The following is a 19,406-nucleotide window of genomic DNA, read 5'->3' as shown; positions in this document are numbered from 1 at the left end:
TGATCCTCCAGGCAGGCTGACTATCGCCGTCTTGAACTTCGCAAGCAGGGCGAGGCACATTGTCCATTCGGACAGAGGTCGCGAGCCGCTTCGCTCCCGAATCGGAGCTATTGCTTCACAGCGATCGTGTCGTTCTTGGCGAGGTCCCGGAACTCTGCGCCATGCCAAATAAGCGGCTCGTTACCCGACACTCCCATTTGCTTCACTTCGAGCAAGACCATCCAGTGGTCTCCTGCTTCCAGCTCGTCGTAAACTGCGCACTCGAACCAGAGAGAAGCATCCTCTATGAACACCGCGCCAGAGTCATGAACCTCCACTGCGACTTCTTCGAATCGTGCGGCTCGGTTCTTGCTCGCGAGCTGGCGTGTGAGGCCTCCTTGCCCCTGACTGAAAACAGAAACGCCGAGCGACTTGCTTGTCTTAATCGACGCCCATGTCTCGGATGACTTCTGCACAGCAACAGCCAAGAGGCACGGGTCCAGTGAGACTCCAACCATGAACGATGATGCGACGAGCGCGTGCTTCTGGCCGTCGGGCTCCGTTGCTAACACCACCACCCCGGAGGGAAACTGTGCCAATGTCTTTCGCATGAGCATCGGATCATCGCTGCAGGTGCGCACCTTGGGCGTGGCAATCCTGGAACCGGTGATAGTCATTTTTCGCTTCCTTGGCTCGCCGACTCGCGAATCAGAGAGTCGCCGAGCAATAACCGGCACCGATGTCTCGTGATTAGAAAGTGTCCGGGCTTCATTGTTCTCTCCTTTGAGTCATGCAGCTTTGAATCGTTCAGCCGTCCGTCGACGCCTGCGTGTCGACAGCCTCAGGCTCGCACGGGCCTGTTGAAGCTACTAGACGCGAATTCCGTATCGCGCTGCAACGGCGCACATATCGCCCGCCGCGACCCTACGGATATCAAAGATGATCCCCTAGAAGTATTGGACCCGTTCCGATTTCTGCTAGACAATCAACCTCGGACCCGCGTTGCCGGTTGGCAAGTATTCAACACAGAAGGAACTGAACCATGGCACACCGCGCGAATCGTCAAGTCATCCTCGCGAACCGTCCAGCCGGCATACCTCGCTCCGAGCACTTCGCCATCGCCGACTCGATGATCGGCGACCCAGAGCCCGGCCAAGTCCTCGTGAAGAACGAGTACCTTTCCGTCGACCCAGCCATGCGTGGGTGGGTCAGCGCCGAGAGCAACTACTCATCGCCCGTCCCTGTCGGCAGCGTCATGCGCGGATCAGCCGTCGGCACCGTCATCGAGAGCAACAAAACCCGCTTGCAGATCGGCGACCAGGTCGTCGGCCGCTTCGGTTGGCAGGAGTATGCGCTGGTCGCGGAGACGGACCACGTGCTACGGGTCAACACCGCGTTCCCCGCCTCGCTCGCGCTTGGCGTGCTCGGGGCCAACGGCATCACCGCCTGGCTCGGTCTCTTAGACGTCGCCCGCCCGCTCCCGGGCGAACTCGTCGTCGTATCTACGGCGGCGGGTGCGGTCGGTTCCGTCGTCGGGCAACTCGCCCGACTGGCTGGGTGCCGCACTATCGGCATCACAAGCAGCCAGCGGAAGGTGGACATCTGCCTCGACGAATACGGCTTCGACTCGGCGCTGAACTACCGGGCACCCGACTTTCGAGAAGAGCTCGAGGAGGCGTGCGGGGACGGCGTAGACGTGTACTTCGATAACACGAGCGGGCCTATCAGCGATTCGCTCATGCCGCACCTCGCTCACGGAGCTCGTGTGGTGGTTTGCGGCACAGCGGCCATCGAGTCGTGGGATCCTTGGCCCTCGGGGCCGCGCGTCCACCGGCACCTCCTCACCAAGGGTGCCAGCATGCACGGCTTCCTCTTACAAGACCATGCACACGAGTTTGAGGGCGTACTTGAGCGGCTAGCGCCCCTCGTGCGCAGCGGCGCGATTCGCTACCACGAGCACGTGCTCGACGGGCTGGAAAGCGCGCCAGGAGCCGTGAGCCTGCTCTACGAAGGCGGCAACGTCGGAAAGACCATCATCCGGCTGTAGACGTGTCCTGGAACGTGCTTGCTAATTCGCGGGGCTGGATCGCAGCCAATGGAGCGCATTTGCCGGGTAGCGAGAGTGGGACGCTTCATGGCCCGGACCGCAGATTCCGGTCCGGGTCGACGGATGGTTGGAAATTCCCAGGAAATAACCCGCAGGGACCAGCAAACAGTGAATTCCGACACGAAAGGCAGCTCCATGGGAACCATACACATTGGAAGGATCTGGCCGGCCGGCAGGTCCATGTTCACGAAGAAAGATCGAACTACCCGGACAGGCTATGTCAACGACGTAGACGTCACCGCGGACCTCCATGGCTGAGGCCTACGACGCCGAACCTCCATCCTGTAAGCAAAAACACAGGTGTATACCTGCCCATCCCTCCGACCCAGCGAGGTGAGTAATTCATGAACATGCAGGACGTGGAGCCCATCGAAATAAAGGTCCGAGACAGAACCTCCATGGACCGCTGCATCACTGCGGCGGTTGACCGGATGATCGAGAGCGCCAGACGGCAACGAACGCACGGCATCCTGGTGACCCGGGTCGGAGACGGGCACTTCGTCGTCGGGCTCAGCCACGCAGTCCCCTTTGGCTACACAGAACAAATCGATTTCCGGCGCCAAACCGCTTAACGGTCTGTGGACACTGCCCTACGCTTCCGGCCGTTCGGCCTCGAACAATATCTAACGGTGATGAGCCTTTGATGTACTGGCACCCTTGCCGCGCAAACCACCAATTTTGGGAGACGACATGATTCAGCCGGTGGAGGGACCCCGCACGCAAACTACTGAGCGGATCACTGACATCACGACCGTTCTTGGCGAGACACTGGCCATACCGCAGTCTCGCACCGTCGTTGCCATTGTCATCGAATGTCGCGGGAAGATTGCCCTGTTCAGGCGGAGTAGGCAGCTGGGGCACGACAGAGGCCTCTGGCACTGCATCACCGGATTTGTTGAAGTTGGAATACCGCCAGGTCAACAGGCTGTCAGAGAGCTCTTCGAAGAGACCGGGCTACAAGCAAAAGACTTGATCGAATTCCGCGAGGGGCCAGCTCTCGTTATTAAGGATCTTCTTGAGAAACCTTGGCTGGTTCATACATTCATCGTCCGCAGCAACCGCCGCCGTCTGACAATTGATTGGGAGCACGACGCCTACCGATGGGCTCTTCCGGGCAAAACCAGACGTTTCTCCAATCGAGTCTCTTGGCTGGACACGGTACTAGGTGAAACGGGCTACATCCCTACCTCACCGTATTCGGGCTCAAGAGTCCTCGGGCAGCATCTTGCCGGCTAGGCTCCAGATGCCCAGAGAAGGCAAAGCCTTGCGTGCAGCCGAGGCAACAGTGCAACCCCGAGCAACGAGCTCCTGGCTCCTGTCCCACGGTGCGGAACGGCCGGCCTTTCGTCTAACACAGCGATACGGCGTGCTCATCGCAGCGGCGATGTGCGCCGGGAACTTCTCTGACTCGCGGATCCGCGGTGCCCTCATCGCCCGGGTGACTACTCGATCTACCCGGTAATCTCCTTGGCGCCGGCATGGGAAGACCTGTCCGTCTTCGAAGACCACGCCGAACGCCCGGTCTTAATAGGCCAGATCGCGGAGCTCGGCGTCCAAACCGGATTATTCTGGCCGCAGCGGCGTTCTGGCAGGCAGCCCGTTGGACCTTTGCCGCCTCGGCGTAAACTCGCGCAGGGCTGTCGGTGCCGCGAGAAACCTCGTGAATCGGGTGATCGTTCGGATCCCCATCAGCCGTTCCTCGTTCCCGTTTCGAGTGCGGCCGTTACAGCTTGTAGTGTCTCGATCTGGCTAGTTCAGCACCCGGGAGCTGCTCACCGCGACCGGAAGGTCACTCGGGCCAGCTCGTGCTGGTCGTGGAATTTCAGGCCCGTCTTGAATTCGAGGTCGCTCGTGGTCAGCTCGCCGAACGTCTCCCGCACTCGAAAGCCGCGAGCGGTCACCTCGAAGATCGCGTGGTCGGTGTAGATGCGTTTGACGCAGCGGACGGCCGTTAGGGGATATAGGCATGAAGTGAGGAGCTTCGGCTCGCCCGACTTTGTGGAGAGGTCGGTCATGACGTAGACCTCCTTGGCGCCGCGTGCAAGGTCCATCGCCTCGCCGACGGCAGGGACGGCACCGGGTTCCCCGGTAGACCAGTCCGCGAGGTCGCCGTGATCGGAGACCTGGAACGCGCCGAGGACGCTGCTGGCCGCCCTCCGGAACCGGACGCTCCCATTCCTGAGCATCCGCTCCGATCGGTGTGGGGCAGCGGCACAGCTCACAAGCGCCATTCAGCAAATCTTGTCTTGAAAGGCGCGCAGAGGGATTTCGTATCGGGTGATACGAAACCGATCGACCCGGCGGGCTCGAAAATTGCAGCGGCCTCAACTCGAACCCGAAAGCGACGCCGCTTGCCGTGCTGTACGCGGTCGGCCTTCATGCTTTCTTCGCGGCCGTCAAGGCGTCGGGTCGAAACATTGATATCTATGTCTCAGCAGCCAGATTAAGTGCGGTCTTGCCGGGCCGCCCCTTAAGGGACTCATTCAACGCCGGCCACACGTCTCACCCCGAGGGACAGCGCGTCCCTGTGTGATAAATCCAGATCCCAGACCCATGCAATTGGCTCGAGCACCCGCTCCGGGCAGCGGAAACACAGCTGGCACGACCGCTCCCAGCGCTGGCAACCATCGACCGGGACGTTAACATCTACATAGATGATGCCCGGATGAAAATCGAAGCGTGAAAGCTCAAGACAAATATCAACCTTCCAGCCCCAGGAGCGCTAGACCAGCAGTTCCCCCTCCGGGAGCAGATGTATGTGCTCTTTCGCGGCGGCGGCAACGACGTCAATAATATCCCGCGTCAGTCGTCGGGTGTCGGACCGGCGATGGGCGACGGCGAACACCGAGGGCGAGAGGCCCTCGACGTTCAGAGAGCGGACAGCCGTGGATGGAGAGAGTCGCGTGGTCGACTTCGACATTGTGATCGCCGCATTGCTCATCGTCAGAGCGAGCTGTGCGCCTGACACCGAGCGCACCGGCCCGGTTGACTCGTCGAGAAGCGAACCACCCCGAAGGTCGTCGAGCTGCCAAATCCTGGCCCATTCGGGCGGGGCTGACAGGTCGAGCATCGGTAGACGCAGCACTTCGTCGGCGCTCAGCCGCCCGGCCTCGGCCAACGGGTGCTGTCTGCCGACGATGAGGCACCGCGGCTCCTGCGTGATGGGTAGAGTCGCGAGGTCCGAGTGAGAGATCGGCGGCCGGACAAACGCGATGTCTACGTCACCGCTACGTAACGCCTCGACCTGGTCGATAAACGTCGTCTCGTGAAGGAAGATCTCCGCGCCCTCGAATCGGCTGCGAAGGGCCTCGAGGATAGGGGCGGTCAGCTCACCCGCCACAAGTTCGCCACTCAGTACGGCGATCTTGACGGCTGTCCTGCGAACGCCGGCGCCCTCCCTCACGGCTTCCCGCGTGGTGTCGATCAGCTCAAGGATCTCGTGGGCCCGGTTGACGAGCTCCCAACCCGCCTGTGTAGGTATGACCCCTCGGGTGTTCCGTTCGAAAAGCTTCACTCCGAGCTCGTTCTCCAACTGCCGGATCGCCATCGAGAGTGGGGGCTGTGCGGTGTACAAACGCCTTGCCGCAGGGCGGAAGCCGCCTTCCTCAGCGACGGCGATCACGTATCGGAGCTGCCGGAGATCCATGGTCGATTCCTTCCGTACGAACGTGCCGATCGATCGACGGATCTGGCCTCGACTCTGAGACGCTCAAACCCGACAATACCACATATAGGGATTGAGGGCCGATCTTCGGAATAGCCATGCTTAACCGATCACTGGTTTTTCGAGCTCAAGGGCCTGCTCGCCGGTTACGGCTCCCGCCGGGGCGGCGGACAACCCAATCTCGTCCTTCTTGCGGACGCTGGCCAGCCCGTGTCGTATGGTCGCAACCCCAGGCAGCAGCGGTCTCCGCGCCCCATAACGATGCCACTGCTGCATAGAACGGCGGCTCCGGGGTCGGGAGTCCGGGGTCGGCGGTTGGTCAACCCTGGGCAAGGGCGCTGTTGCGGGGCAACTGGCGACCCAAAAAAAGTGCGGCGGTGCGCACTGCTGGGGCAGCGCGATCAATATCCAAATGCCCTACGCTTCCGGATACAGAAAGGGACGCCACCAGTGAGCCTCCCGAGTCCAGCACCGGGCTGGCGACACAAGAACTGCCCGTCGCGGATTCGCTTTCCTCGTATGCCAGGCCGGCGGCCGCGACGGTTTTTAGTTCATTCCGCAGCGACTCTTCATCGGTAATGGTATTCGGCCCGACTCGCGCCAGGCCTTGTGCCAGAACTTCGGCGAGTGTGGCCGGCGGAGAAAAGGCGAGCATTGCTTTGCCGACCGCCGTAGCATACGCCGGCATTCGTCCTCCTACACGGGACGGTAACTTCGGAGTGCCTCTGCCCCGCAGGATTTCGATATAGACCACTTCGACCCTGTCCAGCACAGCAAGGTGAACTGTGTGACCGGTGGCGTTCCGCAGATCGGCCATGATTCCAATGGCCCGCCGACGCAAGTCTTTTGGCGTCGCTGCCAACTGTCCAAGCTCGAAGAGAGCAAGTCCGAGACGAAGAGAGGAACCGTGCCGTTCCAGAAACTGCAAACGCACCAGCTCGGACGACAAGCGGGACACAGTTGACTTGGCGAGGCCCGTCCGGCGTGCCAGTTCTGACACCCCGACTGTGTCGTCCTCTGCGCGAAAAGCGCCAAGTATCAGCGCAGCGCGCTCCAGCACTGAGGATGAAGTGTTCCATTCAGCGGTACGCATTATTGCAGTATGTAGGTCGTGACGAGCACAATCAAGCCGGACTGAGAACCGACAACAGGGTGGCTGATAGATCAGCTTCTGTCTAACGACATCTATATGCCTCTCGCCACACGCCCAAGAACCTAAGAATGGAGTCGGTGTGAATCACACGGCCGAAAAGGGAATCCTCCACCAGTTCGCTGCCGAGCTGCTGGAAGCCACCACGTCCCTGGTCCCGGTTGCCCCGCTGCGGGACCGGGTCGAGGGCATGACCCTGGCGGACGCCTACTACGTCCAGACCGTCCAGCTGGAGCACGACACGGCAGCCGGCCGGGTGCTGGCCGGCCGCAAGGTGGGCCTGACCTCCCTGGCCATGCAGGCCCAGCTTGGTGTTGATTCGCCGGACTTCGGGTTCTTCTTCGAGGACATGGTCCATCATGAAGGCGCCAAGATTCCGGTGTCTGGATTCATCCAGCCCAAGGTCGAGCCGGAGTTCGGCTTTGTCCTCAAGCACGCCCTTCAGGGCCCCGGCGTCACGCTGGAACAGGCTGCTGCCGCGATCGGTGCCGTGTACCCAGCGATCGAGATCATCGACTCCCGCATCACCGACTGGGACATCAAGCTCGTGGACACGGTCGCGGACAATGCCTCCTGCGGCGCCATCGCCGTCGGCTCCGTCCCCCTGGACGTCGACCCCGCCCAACTGCTGGACGTCAGCTGCTCGCTGGTCATCGACGGCCAGGTCACCGGCACCGGAACCGGTGCCGACGTGATGGGCAACCCCGTGGCCCCGCTCGCGTGGCTCGCCAACGTCCTCGGCGAAGAGGGCGTAGCCCTCGAAGCCGGCCAGCTCATCCTCCCCGGCTCCTTCACCAAAGCCGAGCCCGTAACCGCCGGAAGCACCGCCGTCGCGGACTTCGGCGCGCTGGGCACCCTGACCATTCACTTCACAGACTAAGGACACCCACCATGGCAAAGAAAACAGCAGCCATCGTCGGCTCAGGCAACATCGGCACCGACCTGATGTTCAAACTCATGCGCCGCAGCAAAAACATCGAAGTCAAGTACATGATCGGCGTCGACCCGGCCTCCGACGGGCTCGCCCGCGCCGCCCGCCTCGGCATCACCACCTCCGCCGAAGGCGTGGACTGGCTCCTCGCCCAGGACGAGCTCCCGGACTTCGTCTTCGAATGCACCTCCGCCAAGGCCCACCAGGTCAACGCGCCAAAGTACAAGGCGGCCGGGATCCATGCGATCGACCTGACCCCGGCCGCCGTCGGCCCCTACCTGTGCCCGGTGGTGAACCTGGACACGCTTGAGGATGTCCTGAACGTCAACATGATCACCTGCGCCGGACAGGCCACCACCCCGGTCGTCGCCGCGGTCTCCTCCGTGGTCCCGGTGGACTACGCCGAGATCGTCGCCTCGATCGCCTCCAAGTCCGCCGGTCCGGGAACGCGCGCCAACGTCGACGAGTTCACCGAGACCACGGCCAAAGCCCTGGAAGTCGTCGGCGGGGCCAAACGGGGCAAAGCCATCATCATCATCAACCCGGTCGAACCGCCGATGATCATGCGCAACACCGTCTACTGCGCCATCCCCGCCGCCGCCGCCGAGCCCGGGGAACTCCAAGACCGGATCCGCGCCGCGATCGATGACGCCGTCGTGAAGATCCAGGACTACGTCCCCGGTTATTCGCTGCGCGTCGAGCCGCAGTTCGACGCCGCCCGCGAGGACTGGGACGGCAACGGCCGCGTCGGGATCTGGATCCAGGTCAAGGGCGCCGCGGACTACCTGCCCGAATACGCCGGCAACCTGGACATCATCACCGCCGCCGCCACCCGGACAGCGGACCTGCTCGCCGAACGCATGGACGCCGCCCTTCCCGCCACACCCGTAGGAGCCTAACCATGACCGCCACCCCCGACACCACAGCACAGAACCTCAGCGTCCGCCTCACCGACACCACGCTGCGCGATGGCTCCCACGCCATGAGCCACCGGTTCACCGAAGACCACGTCCGCTCCATCGTCCGGGCCCTCGACGATGCCAAGGTCAGGGTCATCGAAGTCACCCACGGCGATGGCCTGGGCGGCTCCTCCTTCAACTACGGCTTCTCGCTCACACCTGAACTGGACCTGGTCCGCGCCGCCGTCGACGAGGCCCGCAACGCGAAAATCGCCGTGCTCATGCTTCCGGGCCTGGGCACCATCCACGACCTGAACCAGGCGCACGAGGCCGGCGCGTCGGTGGCCCGGATCGCGACGCACTGCACCGAGGCCGACGTCTCCATCCAGCACTTCCAGCACGCCCGCAAGCTCGGCATGGAAACCGTCGGGTTCCTGATGCTCTCGCACCGCGCCACTCCGGAAAAGCTCGCGGAGCAGGCCCGGATCATGGCCGATGCCGGCTGCCAGTGCGTCTACGTCGTCGACTCCGCCGGGGCCCTCATCCTCGAAGACGTCTCCGACCGGGTCTCCGCCCTCGTCGCCGAGCTTGGCACCGACGCGCAGGTCGGGTTCCACGGCCACCAGAACCTCAGCTTCGGCGTCGCGAACTCCGTCTTCGCCGCCCGCGCCGGGGCCAAGCAGATCGACGGGACCCTGCTGGCCCTGGGAGCCGGGGCCGGGAACTCACCCACCGAGGTCCTGGCAGCGGCGTTCGAACGCCTCGGCATCCACACCGGCGTCGACGTCCACGGCGTTATGGCCGCGGCGGATGACATCGTCAAGCCCATCATCACCCGGATGCCCATCATGGACCGCGCCTCGATCATGCAGGGCTACGCCGGGGTCTACTCCTCGTTCCTGATCCACGCCGAACGCGCCGCCGAACGCTACGGCGTCCCGGCCTGGCAGATCCTCGAGGAAATCGGCCGCGCCGGCTACGTCGGCGGACAGGAAGACATGATCGTCGACGTCGCCGTCCAACTCGCCTCCGCAGGCTAGTCCCCCGGTGTTCCAGCAAACCCGGGGAGCCCCACCCCATGTATCCCAGAACCGTTCGAAGACTCGAAGCGAGACCAGATGAAGTTCATCAGATTCGATGACTGGCGACGGCTACCGGGGGCCAAAGTCGAGATTTGGCGGCACGGAGTGCTGCAGCGAGTCGGTGTGATTGAGGATTCGACAGAAGATTCCACGATCGCTTGGGTGCAAGCAGACGCACTTGAACCCAGGCGGCTCTTAGAGCGATCCCGTGGATTCGAGTTGAGAGTTTGTCCGGAACAGTTGATCCTCCGTGTTGACCGCGCCAATCATCGTGACGAAGGCTGGGATGGCGAGAGTGCGCAAAAGATGCCGACTTCGAAGGGCCGAACTTCAGCCATTTATGAAGCCTCTTTGTAAGAGCTTCCAAATGCAGCTTTCCCGGCATAAGTAGCGGTAAAGCCAAGAGACAGGGGATGCCTGTCGCGTCGAGGCACCTAACATCTCGGAGCGATTTCTCCCACGACAAAAAAGCGTACCCGTGTCAAGACTTACTTGGGATTCGGTTGGGAACAGGTCTCCGCAGCGAAACCAAAGGAAGCAGCCCAAAATGTCCTTGCGAACCTCCATCTTGACGCTCTGGCTGAGTGTCCGGGAGCCTCACATCGGAAGCAGCCTGTCGTTGCACGGTTTGACTCCAGCGGCCAGGTGTCCGGACTTCTCCCCAGTGCGGAACGGACCTTGGGGTTCATGAGGAATCCCCTGCTGCAGGAAGGGTCAACAACACTTTCTCCGAGACTCCGGTCAATTGCGACCTGATCCCACCGGATCATGATGTGCACCAGGAGCCCATCCTTGCATGGCGTCGGTAGACAGCCCGGGATACTCAACCGCTGGCCTTAGCAGCAGCACCGCAATTCAACACGCTCCAAAACGGAAAGTTCAATAATGACCACCAGAGCCAATCACCGAATAGCGACCTCAGACTACTTCCGTTTGGATGATGACCTCACTCCCGAGGAGATCGGCATCCGGGACAAAGTCCGGGAGTTCGCAGAGCAGCGTGTCCTGCCTGTTATCAACGAGTATTGGGAGAAAGCCGAGTTCCCCACCGAACTCCTGGCGCCGCTGGCCGCGCTGGGGATCATCGGCACCACTATCCAGGGCTATGGCTGCCCCGGGATGAGCCGCAAGGCCGCCGGCATGGTTGCCCGCGAAATGGCGCGTGCGGACGGCAGCCTCAACACCTTCCTCGGTGTCCACTCAAATTTGTGCATGGGTGCCCTGAACATTCTGGGCAGCGAAGAGCAGCGGCAACGATGGCTTCCTGCCCTGGCCCGGATTGAAAAAACAGGAGCATTCGCGCTGACCGAACCGGACCACGGCTCCGACTCTGTGGCTCTGGAAACCCGGGCCTGGCGCGACGGCGACGAGTGGGTCGTGACCGGCCACAAACGGTGGATCGGCAACGGACATGCCGCGGACGTCATCGTGCTGTTTGCCCGGAACGCAGAGGACGACAATGTCAACGCCTTCGTTGTCGAAAAGGACATTAGCGGCCGGTACCCCGCGGGCTACTCCCCCACCATCATCACCGGCAAGGTGGGCAAACGCGCCATCCTGCAGGCAGACATCGTCATCGACGAGATGCGCCTTCCCGCGGCCAACAGGCTATTGGGATGCCACTCGTTCCGCGACGTGTCCCGGGTCCTGCAGGCAACCCGGGGCGGGGCCGCTTGGGAGGCCGTCGGGCACGCAATGGCGGCCTTCGAAATCGCCGCCAACTACGCCCGTACACGCCATCAGTTCGGCAAACCCATCGGGTCCTACCAGCTGGTGCAGTCCCGGCTGGCGAACATGCTCAGCGAGCTCACCGCTATGCAGCTGTTGTGCACCCGCATGGCCGAACTCGCGGACCGGGGCCAGCTCACCAATGCGCAGGCATCAATGGTCAAGATGGCCACCGCCCAAAAAGGCAAATGGATCTGCAACGAGGCGCGGGACCTGCTCGGGGGCAACGGACTGCTCCTGGAAAACCACGTCATACGCCACATGACCGACATGGAAGTCGTCTCGACCTACGAAGGCACCGACTTCATGCAGGCGCTCTTGGTGGGCCGGGACATCACCGGGATCTCCGCCTTCAGCTGAAGCTCCTTCACTACTAACTTCCCTGACTGTAATTCGGACTGACAAGAACTAGGACGGAAATCAAATGGCTGAAGCCTTTCTCATTGGTGGCGCCCGAACGCCGGTAGGCCGCTACGGCGGCTCTCTCTCCTCGACGCGCCCGGACGACCTCGCGGCATTAACAGTGCGTGCCGCCGTCGAACGCGCCGGCATTGATCCCGCGACGGTGGACGAGGTGATCCTCGGAAACGCCAACGGAGCCGGTGAGGAGAACCGCAACGTGGCCCGCATGGCCTGGCTCCTAGCGGGCTACCCTGCCAGTGTCCCGGGCATCACCGTCAACCGGCTCTGCGCCTCGGGCCTGTCCGCCATCATCATGGCCAGCCACATGGTCAAGGCAGGAGCTGCGGACATCGTGGTCGCCGGCGGGGTGGAATCCATGAGCCGCGCCCCCTGGGTCATGGAGAAACCTGACAAGGCCTTCGCCAAGCCCGGCGCTGTTTTCGACACGTCCATCGGCTGGCGCTTCACCAACCCCGCGTTCCTGAGCGGCGAGCGTTCCCATGACGGCAAGGCCGCGTTCTCCATGCCGGAGACTGCCGAGGAAGTGGCCCGCGTGTACGGCACGTCGCGGGATGACTGCGACGCCTTCGCCGCCCGCTCGCATGAACGCGCCCTGGCAGCGATCGGGGCCGGTCGATTCGCGGACGAAATCGTCCCCGTGACCATCAGCGGACGCAAGGGTGCGGCCACTCTCGTGGACACCGACGAAGGGCCCAGGCCCGGCACCACACTGGAGGTCCTGGCCGGACTCCGGCCCGTCGTCAAGGGTGGCTCCGTTGTCACCGCCGGAAACGCTTCCTCCCTTAACGACGGGGCCTCGGCGATCGTCGTCGCCTCCGAAGCCGCAATAAAGAGGTACGGTCTGACGCCGCGGGCCCGGATTCTGGAGGGCAGCTCGGCAGGAGTGGCGCCTGAGGTTATGGGCATTGGCCCGGTCCCTGCCACGCGCAGGGTTCTGGGGCGCGCTGGCCTGTCCGTGGGTGACCTGGGTGCCGTAGAACTGAACGAGGCATTCGCATCGCAGTCCCTTGCAGTGATGCGCGAGCTGAAACTCGACGAGGACATCGTCAATGCGGACGGGGGCGCCATCGCCCTCGGTCACCCGCTCGGCTCCTCCGGGTCCCGGCTCGTCGTGACTCTCCTCGGACGCATGGAACGCGAATTGGCCGGCAACGCCCGCAAGCTCGGCCTTGCAACCATGTGCGTCGGCGTCGGCCAGGGAACAGCGCTGCTACTGGAAGGCATGTAATGACTACTCAGGAAATTTACGACGCCGTTGAGGCAGCGGGAGCCGACTCCGGCGCCATCCTGGACGCCTCGGCATTCACGACTTTGCAGCTTTGCGAGCGGGAGGACCGGCTTCTGGTCCGCCTTCACCGCCCGGAGGTGCGCAACGCCATCGACGCCATGATGGTCCACGAGTTGCACACTGTCTGCGCCCATCTGGAGACAACGCCCAAAATCCTCATCCTGATCGGCACGCCCGCAGACGCGGCGACCGGTTCAAAGGCATTTTTCGCCTCCGGCGCCGACATCGCCCAGCTCCGCGGACGCCGTCGTGAGGACGCCCTGGCCGGCGTCAACTCCTCGCTGTTCGACCGGATCGCCAAACTTCCCATGCCCGTGATCGCCGCCCTCGACGGGTTCGCCCTGGGCGGCGGCGCGGAGCTTGCCTACGCTGCCGACTTCCGCATCGGCACAGCGAGCCTCCGTATGGGCAACCCGGAAACCGGGCTGGGCATCGTCGCCGGCGCTGGCGCCACTTGGCGGCTCCGCGAGCTTGTCGGTGAGCCGCTGGCCAAGGAAATCCTCCTTGCCGGCCGCACACTGACTGGCGACGAGTGCCTCCGCGCAAGGCTCATCACGGAACTCGTTGAACCCGGGGAGCTCTTGGAGGCGGCCCACTCACTGGCAGAGCGCATCGCTTGCCAGGACACCCTCGCGGTGCGCCTGACCAAGACCGTCTTCCACGCACCGCGGGAGGTCCACCCCGTCATCGACACCCTCGCCCAAGGCATCCTGTTCGAATCCCAGGCGAAATTCGACCGTATGCAGCAGTTCCTCGACAGGAAGAAGTAACCGTGAGCATCAGCAACGATCCAACTCCGACAGCACTCTTGCCGACAACTGTCGGCGTTCTGGGCGGCGGCCGCATGGGCGCGGGCATCGCACACGCGTTCCTCATCCACGGTTCGAAAGTGACCATCATCGAGCGTGACGAGGAAGCCGCCCGCGGCGCGCACGAGCGCGTCGTCGCATCCGTCGATGCATCGATCAACCGCGGCGTGATCGCGGGCGACCGAAACGACGTCCTCCAGCGGTTCGGGACGAGCGTCGACTACGCAAAATTCGCGTCCTGCGATCTGGTCGTGGAGGCCGTGCCCGAGGATGAAGAGCTGAAGAACGCCGCGCTCAGTGCCGTGGCCGACCACCTTTCTCCACACGCCTACCTTGCCACCAACACTTCTTCCCTGTCGGTGAGCGGGCTTGCCCAGTCGATACCGCGGCCGGAGCAGTTTCTGGGCCTGCACTTCTTCAACCCGGTCCCCGCGTCGATGCTGATCGAGGTAGTCATCACGGAGACTACCTCTGACGAGACCCTTGCCGCGGCAAGACAGTGGGTGGCCGGACTGGGCAAAACCGCCGTGGTGGTCCGGGACGCACCCGGCTTCGCGTCGTCCCGCCTTGGCGTCGCTATTGCTCTGGAGGCGATGCGGATGGTCGAAGAGGAAGTGGCCAGCGCAGAGGACATCGACAACGCCATGGTCCTGGGCTACAAGCACCCGGTGGGCCCGCTCCGGACAACGGACATCGTGGGGCTCGATGTGCGCCTCGGTATCGCCGAATACCTTCACTCAACGCTGGGCGAGCGTTTCGCACCGCCCCAGATCCTTCGTGACAAAGTGGCCGCCGGCGAGCTGGGCCGGAAGTCCGGCAAGGGCTACTACGACTGGAGGTGAACGACTGTCCGCCCACAGTCCCGGATGGGTTGCCGTTGTTGCATTCAGATAGTCAGGTCCGGTCCGGCGCCACTTTTCGATCAGTCATGACGAGGCGAATGGCTGGCAATCCAGGATCCGCTCCTGAACGTTAGGGAGGGGGCCATACCAAACGCAGAGCGGGATCGGCAGAAGCTACTCAGGCGCGTGAGGCGTCCGGCGGCCCTTTCGGTAGGACTAATGTCCATCTCACCCGACATCTGGGAAGCGGCCTGCCGGTGCCCGAATTGGCTCCAGGTGCGCAGGCTCGCGGTAGCCGCATGTCTCATCATGGATGCTTCCACGTCTGCCATATGGGGTCCGGTGGACCAGAGCAGTATCCCGACGAGGGTGGCGGGTGCCCCGGAGGCGAGGACGACGGCGCGGCCTCGGTCCAGAAAATTGCCGTCCCACTGACTAGCGGCAAGCTTCAACGTCGGACCCTGGTCCCTGTACTTTAGCTCGAAGCCGTTCACCCTTTCAGGACTTCGATGGGGGCATGGCCTACCTGCTCCATCACCCGCAGGTACACCTGCAATGTATGGCAGCGCCTCAACGAATTCCCCCGGGACTCCAACCAGGGAATTCCTCGCTAAGCCGCCTCCATTGACGACGTCGCGTGGGCCCAACGGCTGCCTCCGGCCATACAAATTTCCCCACGTCCTTCGTAAGGCGCCAGCCTCGGCGTGATACAGCGTGCCATCGCAATAGCTTGCCGAAGCAATCCGACGAACCGGCGAGATCGGAAGAGGAGTCCAGCATCCGAATGTATTGTGGTCCCTGTCAGTGGCGAGACCACAAAGCGCCATCCAGCGCTGACAGCGCGGACGCCGCTGACGAGGATTTCACCTGTATCTCCGAACCGCGGACGTAGTGTCTGCTTGAGCGCCGAATTCTCCCGTCACGGAGTCCACGTTGGATGAGAGCGGTTTCGGCTCAGAAGATACTGATTCGGCGGAACCCCGTATGCCTCGAGCAGATGAATCACGCCACCTCCCCTCGACAACGCTTGGCTAAGCGATGAGTGGATGGCTGATGCTAACCAGCTGAATCCGAGAGCACTTTGTCGAGGTAAGCGAACCGGGGGCAAAGGAACATGGCCGAAGCAGACGAACAACGCGTCCTTGAGCTGCAGGAGCGCTTTAAGGACCAGGCGCCGCAGGCCTTCCCAGCTGGTCCGGGTCAGCCGCGAGGACTGGGACGACAACGGAGCCTAGCCGAACGCCCTCCCGATCCGCCTCACGACTATTTACACGGGTGAACCGCTCAGCCCGTCTCTGAGCCCGTGACGTTTTCGAGGACGACGGCGAGGCCCTGCCCGACGCCGATGCAGATCGCGGCGACGCCCCAGCGTTCGCCGGAGGCCTGCAGGGACCGGGCCAGGGTGCCCAGGATCCGGCCGCCGGAGGCGCCCAGCGGGTGGCCCATCGCGATGGCCCCGCCGTGCCGGTTCACGATGTTCGGGTCGATGCCCCAGGCGGTGATGCAGGCCAGGGACTGCGCGGCGAAGGCCTCATTGAGTTCGACGGCGCCGACCTGGTCCCAGCCGATCCCGGCCTTCGCGAGGGCCTTGTTCGCCGCCTCCACGGGGGCGTAGCCGAAGAACTGCGGATCGTTCGCGTGCGCGCCGCGGCCCGCGATCCGGGCCAGCGGCTCCCGGCCCAGCAGACCGGCGGCCTTCTCGGATCCCAGCCACGCCGCGGAGGCGCCGTCCGAGAGCGGGGAGGCGTTCCCGGCCGTGACGGTGCCGTTTTCGGTGCGGAACACGGTCTTGAGGCCGGCGAGCTTTTCGGCCGAGGACCCGGCCCGGATGCCCTCGTCCCGGACCAGGTGTGTGCCCGGGACCACGGTGACGAGGTTGTCGTAGAAGCCCCCGTCCCAGGCCGCGGCGGCGAGGTTGTGGGAGGCGGCGGAGAACTCATCCTGCGCCTCCCGGGTGATCCCGTATTTTTCGGCGAGCCGTTCGGTGGCCTCGCCCAGGGACACGGTCCAGTCCGGGCGCATGGCCTTGTTCACCAGCCTCCAGCCCAGCGTGGTGGACACCAGGGTCATGTCCCCGGCCGGGTAGGGCTTCTCGGTCTTGGGCAGCACCCACGGGGCCCGGGACATCGATTCGGCGCCGCCGACCAGCATCAGCTCGGCGTCGCCGGTGTTGATCTGCCGGGACGCGATGATCGCCGCGTCCAGCGAGGACCCGCAGAGCCGGTTCACCGTGGTGCCCGGGATCGAGACCGGCAGGCCCGCCAGGAGCGTGCCCATCCGGGCGATGTTGCGGTTTTCCTCGCCGGCGCCGTTGGCGTTGCCGAACACCACCTCGTCGATCCGCTCGACATCCAGCTTCGGGGCGCGCTTCACGATCTCGCCGATCACGTGCGCGGCAAGATCATCCGGGCGGACCCCGGCGTGCCCCCCGCCGAACTTCCCGAACGGGGTCCTGACGGCATCGTAAAGATAGGCCTGGTTCATGATTTCCTCTAATTTCCGTCTGAGAATCCCGACTAGGTAGCAGATAAGGCCGTTCTGAGGGCTCAAAACGGCCCCTGCTGCTAGCTAGTTGGGAGGGGTGGCTGCGTCAAACGCTGTGTTGTCCATTTCATGGAACACTTGCTGGGCGGTCTTGAAGGCGGTGTTGGCGGAAGGGACCCCGCAGTAGATGGCGGTCTGCAGCAGGATTTCCTTGATTTCGTCCCTGCTCAGGCCGTTGGTGATGGCGGCGCGGATGTGCATGGCCAGTTCTTCCCAGTGGCCGTGGGCCACCATCGCGGTGATGGTGACCGCGGAGCGCATCTGCCGGGTCAGTCCGGGCCGGGTCCAGATGCCGGCCCAGGCGATCCGGGTGATCATGTCCTGGAAGTCCTCGGTGAAGGAGTCCTTGTTGGCGTTGGCGCGGTCCACGTGCGCGGCGCCCAGCACCTCGCGGCGGACCACCATGCCGCCGTCGTAGATCTCCTGGCTGGTGGCGTCCGGCTGGACTGCTCCATGCCGTTCCAGGCCGGTCCGCTCGGGGCCGGTTTGCTTGGGGCCGGTCACTTGGCCGCTCCCCCGGACTCGGTCCAGGTGATCAGAGTCCGCAACAAGTCTGCGACGTGGCCGGGTGCCTCGAACGGCGCCAGGTGTGCCACGCCTTCCAGGCTCACTGCACTCGCAGTGCCGCCGCCGGCGGTGATCCCTTCGACGATCGCCTCGGCGACGGACGGCGGTGCGACGCTATCCTCCACGCCCGCGATGGCCTGGGTGGGAACGCTGATGCTGCCGAGTTCGTCCCGGACGTCATAGGCGGCGAGGGCTTCGCAGCAGAAGGCGTAGCTGAAGCGGTCGGCGTCGCGCAGGCTGTGCAGCAGCCGGCCGCTGAGTTCGGGCTGGCGCTCCATAAAGCCGGGGCCGAACCAGCGCTGCGCCGAGCCCTGGATCATCACGGGCGTTCCCTGCGTGCGGACGGTCTCCGCGCGTTCCAGCCAGCCTTCGGGGGTGCCGAGCTTGGCACCGGTGCACTGCACCGACAGGCTCTTGAGCCGTTCACCGTGCTTGATGCCCAGCTGCAGTCCGGTGGCGCCGCCCAGCGAAACACCGGCGTAGTGGAATCTCGCTCCGGGGGCGATCGAATCAACCAGCTCGATGACGGCGTCCGCCAGTTCGGCGACGGTGAACGCCTCCTTCGCGGCCGGCGAGATGCCGTGGCCCGGAAGGTCCCAGGCGACGACGTCGACGTCGTTCCCGAGCAGGGCGCCTGCCTGGCTCCACAGCAGCGTGGACGTTCCCAGGGACGGACCCACCACAAGGAGGGGTTTGTCCCCCAGCGGGCGCTGGGGCGAGAGCAGTACTGCCTTGACTGTTGGTCTAGCCACGGGAGGCTCCGTTCAGGTCGAGGGTCGGTGATGGGTTGTGGGTTCCGGCGACGGCGCCCGTTTCGCTGGCGCTGGCGCTGTACTCCGGGTAGGCCGCGAGGATGCGGCGGGCGATTTCGGCGGCCTGGCCGAGGTAGTTGGCCGGGTCGAGCAGCTCCGCCAGCCGGGCGTCCGAGAGCAGCTCCGCCGGGACGGCGGCGCGGAGCAGCCGCCGGTAGGTGCTGGCCTGTTCGACGGCCGGGACCTGGAGCGTCCGGTCCACGACGGACTGCAGCCGTTGTTTGCCGTCAGCCGTGTGCTTATCCGCGACGCTCCCCGCGAGGAGCGGTTCGACGGCGGCCGTGACGGCTTCGCTGAGGAGCAGGGGTCCGGAAAGATCTAGGTTGCGGCGCATGGCCTCGGGGAAGACCTGCAGGCCTTCGGCGAGTTCGCGGAGCTGCACGGCGGCGCCGAGGCTGAGGCGCAGGAGCTGGCGGAGGGCCGGCCATTCGCTGTGCCAGGCACCGTCGGGGCGTTCGTCGTTGAAGTTGGCGGCGGCCAGGTGCAGCTGCGTGGCCTGGCCGGGCGCCTGCAGGGCGGCGCTGCGGACCAGCACGGACAGCACCGGGTTCTGCTTCTGCGGCATGGCCGAGGACCCGCCC

The 19,406-nt window shown here is 64.0% G+C and carries 17 protein-coding genes and 1 pseudogene; 10 read left to right on the top strand and 8 right to left on the bottom strand.

Features of this window, described 5'->3' with window-relative positions; genetic code table 11:
* Positions 1 to 107: 107 nt before the first annotated feature.
* On the bottom strand, positions 108 to 656 hold the full coding sequence (locus tag K789_RS0104615; RefSeq protein ID WP_024365733.1) for a flavin reductase family protein: 549 nt from the start codon (positions 654 to 656) through the stop codon (positions 108 to 110).
* A 365-nt stretch (positions 657 to 1,021) separates the two neighbouring features.
* Here K789_RS0104615 and K789_RS0104610 point away from each other — a divergent pair, with 365 nt between their 5' ends.
* The 3 genes from K789_RS0104610 (at position 1,022) to K789_RS24390 (ending at position 3,322) form a co-directional block, all read left to right on the top strand.
* Positions 1,022 to 2,026 (top strand): NADP-dependent oxidoreductase, encoded by a 1,005-nt coding sequence (locus tag K789_RS0104610; protein WP_024365732.1) that lies wholly within the window; start codon positions 1,022 to 1,024, stop codon positions 2,024 to 2,026.
* 404 nt (positions 2,027 to 2,430) lie between these two features.
* On the top strand, positions 2,431 to 2,658 hold the full coding sequence (locus K789_RS0104605) for a hypothetical protein (protein ID WP_024365731.1): 228 nt from the start codon (positions 2,431 to 2,433) through the stop codon (positions 2,656 to 2,658).
* 118 nt (positions 2,659 to 2,776) lie between these two features.
* On the top strand, positions 2,777 to 3,322 hold the full coding sequence (locus K789_RS24390; RefSeq protein ID WP_024365730.1) for an NUDIX domain-containing protein: 546 nt from the start codon (positions 2,777 to 2,779) through the stop codon (positions 3,320 to 3,322).
* Between the two features lie 536 nt (positions 3,323 to 3,858).
* Here the strand turns inward: K789_RS24390 and K789_RS22310 are convergent.
* From K789_RS22310 to K789_RS22305, 3 genes are all read right to left on the bottom strand, one after another.
* The gene (locus K789_RS22310) at positions 3,859 to 4,317 is read right to left on the bottom strand and encodes a CoA-transferase (RefSeq protein WP_084507230.1); all 459 of its coding nucleotides are present in this window, start codon (positions 4,315 to 4,317) and stop codon (positions 3,859 to 3,861) included.
* Between the two features lie 491 nt (positions 4,318 to 4,808).
* Positions 4,809 to 5,732, bottom strand: coding sequence for a LysR family transcriptional regulator (locus K789_RS23875; RefSeq protein ID WP_024365728.1), 924 nt, complete (start codon positions 5,730 to 5,732; stop codon positions 4,809 to 4,811).
* A gap of 337 nt (positions 5,733 to 6,069) precedes the next feature.
* Positions 6,070 to 6,843, bottom strand: coding sequence for an IclR family transcriptional regulator (locus K789_RS22305; RefSeq protein ID WP_051180894.1), 774 nt, complete (start codon positions 6,841 to 6,843; stop codon positions 6,070 to 6,072).
* 139 nt (positions 6,844 to 6,982) lie between these two features.
* Here K789_RS22305 and K789_RS0104580 point away from each other — a divergent pair, with 139 nt between their 5' ends.
* The 7 genes from K789_RS0104580 to K789_RS0104550 all read left to right on the top strand — a co-directional run bounded on the left by K789_RS0104580 (position 6,983) and on the right by K789_RS0104550 (position 14,902).
* Positions 6,983 to 7,780 carry a 2-keto-4-pentenoate hydratase gene (locus K789_RS0104580; RefSeq protein ID WP_024365727.1) on the top strand — a complete coding sequence of 266 codons (798 nt, stop codon included), beginning with the start codon at positions 6,983 to 6,985 and terminating at the stop codon, positions 7,778 to 7,780.
* A gap of 11 nt (positions 7,781 to 7,791) precedes the next feature.
* On the top strand, positions 7,792 to 8,730 hold the full coding sequence (locus K789_RS0104575; protein WP_024365726.1) for an acetaldehyde dehydrogenase (acetylating): 939 nt from the start codon (positions 7,792 to 7,794) through the stop codon (positions 8,728 to 8,730).
* A 2-nt stretch (positions 8,731 to 8,732) separates the two neighbouring features.
* Positions 8,733 to 9,770, top strand: a complete 1,038-nt coding sequence (gene dmpG, locus K789_RS0104570) for a 4-hydroxy-2-oxovalerate aldolase (RefSeq protein ID WP_024365725.1) — start codon at positions 8,733 to 8,735, stop codon at positions 9,768 to 9,770.
* A 927-nt stretch (positions 9,771 to 10,697) separates the two neighbouring features.
* A complete protein-coding gene (locus tag K789_RS0104565) occupies positions 10,698 to 11,900 on the top strand; it encodes an acyl-CoA dehydrogenase family protein (protein WP_024365724.1) in 1,203 nt (400 codons plus the stop codon).
* 64 nt (positions 11,901 to 11,964) lie between these two features.
* On the top strand, positions 11,965 to 13,191 hold the full coding sequence (locus K789_RS0104560; RefSeq protein ID WP_024365723.1) for an acetyl-CoA C-acyltransferase: 1,227 nt from the start codon (positions 11,965 to 11,967) through the stop codon (positions 13,189 to 13,191).
* On the top strand, positions 13,191 to 14,021 hold the full coding sequence (locus K789_RS0104555; RefSeq protein ID WP_051180892.1) for an enoyl-CoA hydratase/isomerase family protein: 831 nt from the start codon (positions 13,191 to 13,193) through the stop codon (positions 14,019 to 14,021). Before K789_RS0104560 ends, K789_RS0104555 begins: the two co-directional genes overlap by 1 nt.
* Before the next feature lie 8 nt (positions 14,022 to 14,029).
* Positions 14,030 to 14,902, top strand: coding sequence for a 3-hydroxyacyl-CoA dehydrogenase family protein (locus tag K789_RS0104550; protein ID WP_024365721.1), 873 nt, complete (start codon positions 14,030 to 14,032; stop codon positions 14,900 to 14,902).
* Positions 14,903 to 16,186: 1,284 nt separating this feature from the next.
* On the opposite strand, the gene K789_RS0104540 is transcribed toward K789_RS0104550, so the two are convergent.
* The 4 genes and pseudogenes from K789_RS0104540 to K789_RS0104525 form a co-directional block, all read right to left on the bottom strand.
* On the bottom strand, positions 16,187 to 17,386 hold the full coding sequence (locus tag K789_RS0104540) for a thiolase family protein (protein ID WP_024365719.1): 1,200 nt from the start codon (positions 17,384 to 17,386) through the stop codon (positions 16,187 to 16,189).
* Positions 17,387 to 17,470: 84 nt separating this feature from the next.
* Positions 17,471 to 17,950 carry a 4-carboxymuconolactone decarboxylase gene (gene pcaC, locus K789_RS0104535; RefSeq protein ID WP_024365718.1) on the bottom strand — a complete coding sequence of 160 codons (480 nt, stop codon included), beginning with the start codon at positions 17,948 to 17,950 and terminating at the stop codon, positions 17,471 to 17,473.
* Positions 17,947 to 18,765 (bottom strand): alpha/beta fold hydrolase, encoded by an 819-nt coding sequence (locus K789_RS0104530; protein WP_024365717.1) that lies wholly within the window; start codon positions 18,763 to 18,765, stop codon positions 17,947 to 17,949. Before K789_RS0104530 ends, pcaC begins: the two co-directional genes overlap by 4 nt.
* A pseudogene (locus tag K789_RS0104525) lies at positions 18,758 to 19,406 on the bottom strand (adenylosuccinate lyase family protein); the annotation flags it as partial. The gene K789_RS0104530 and the pseudogene K789_RS0104525, both read right to left, overlap by 8 nt.

The sequence above is a fragment of the Arthrobacter sp. TB 26 genome (assembly GCF_000427315.1).
Lineage (GTDB): Bacteria > Actinomycetota > Actinomycetes > Actinomycetales > Micrococcaceae > Arthrobacter.
Note: the sequence above shows the minus strand (reverse complement) of the source record. Positions and strands in the feature narration are given on the sequence as shown.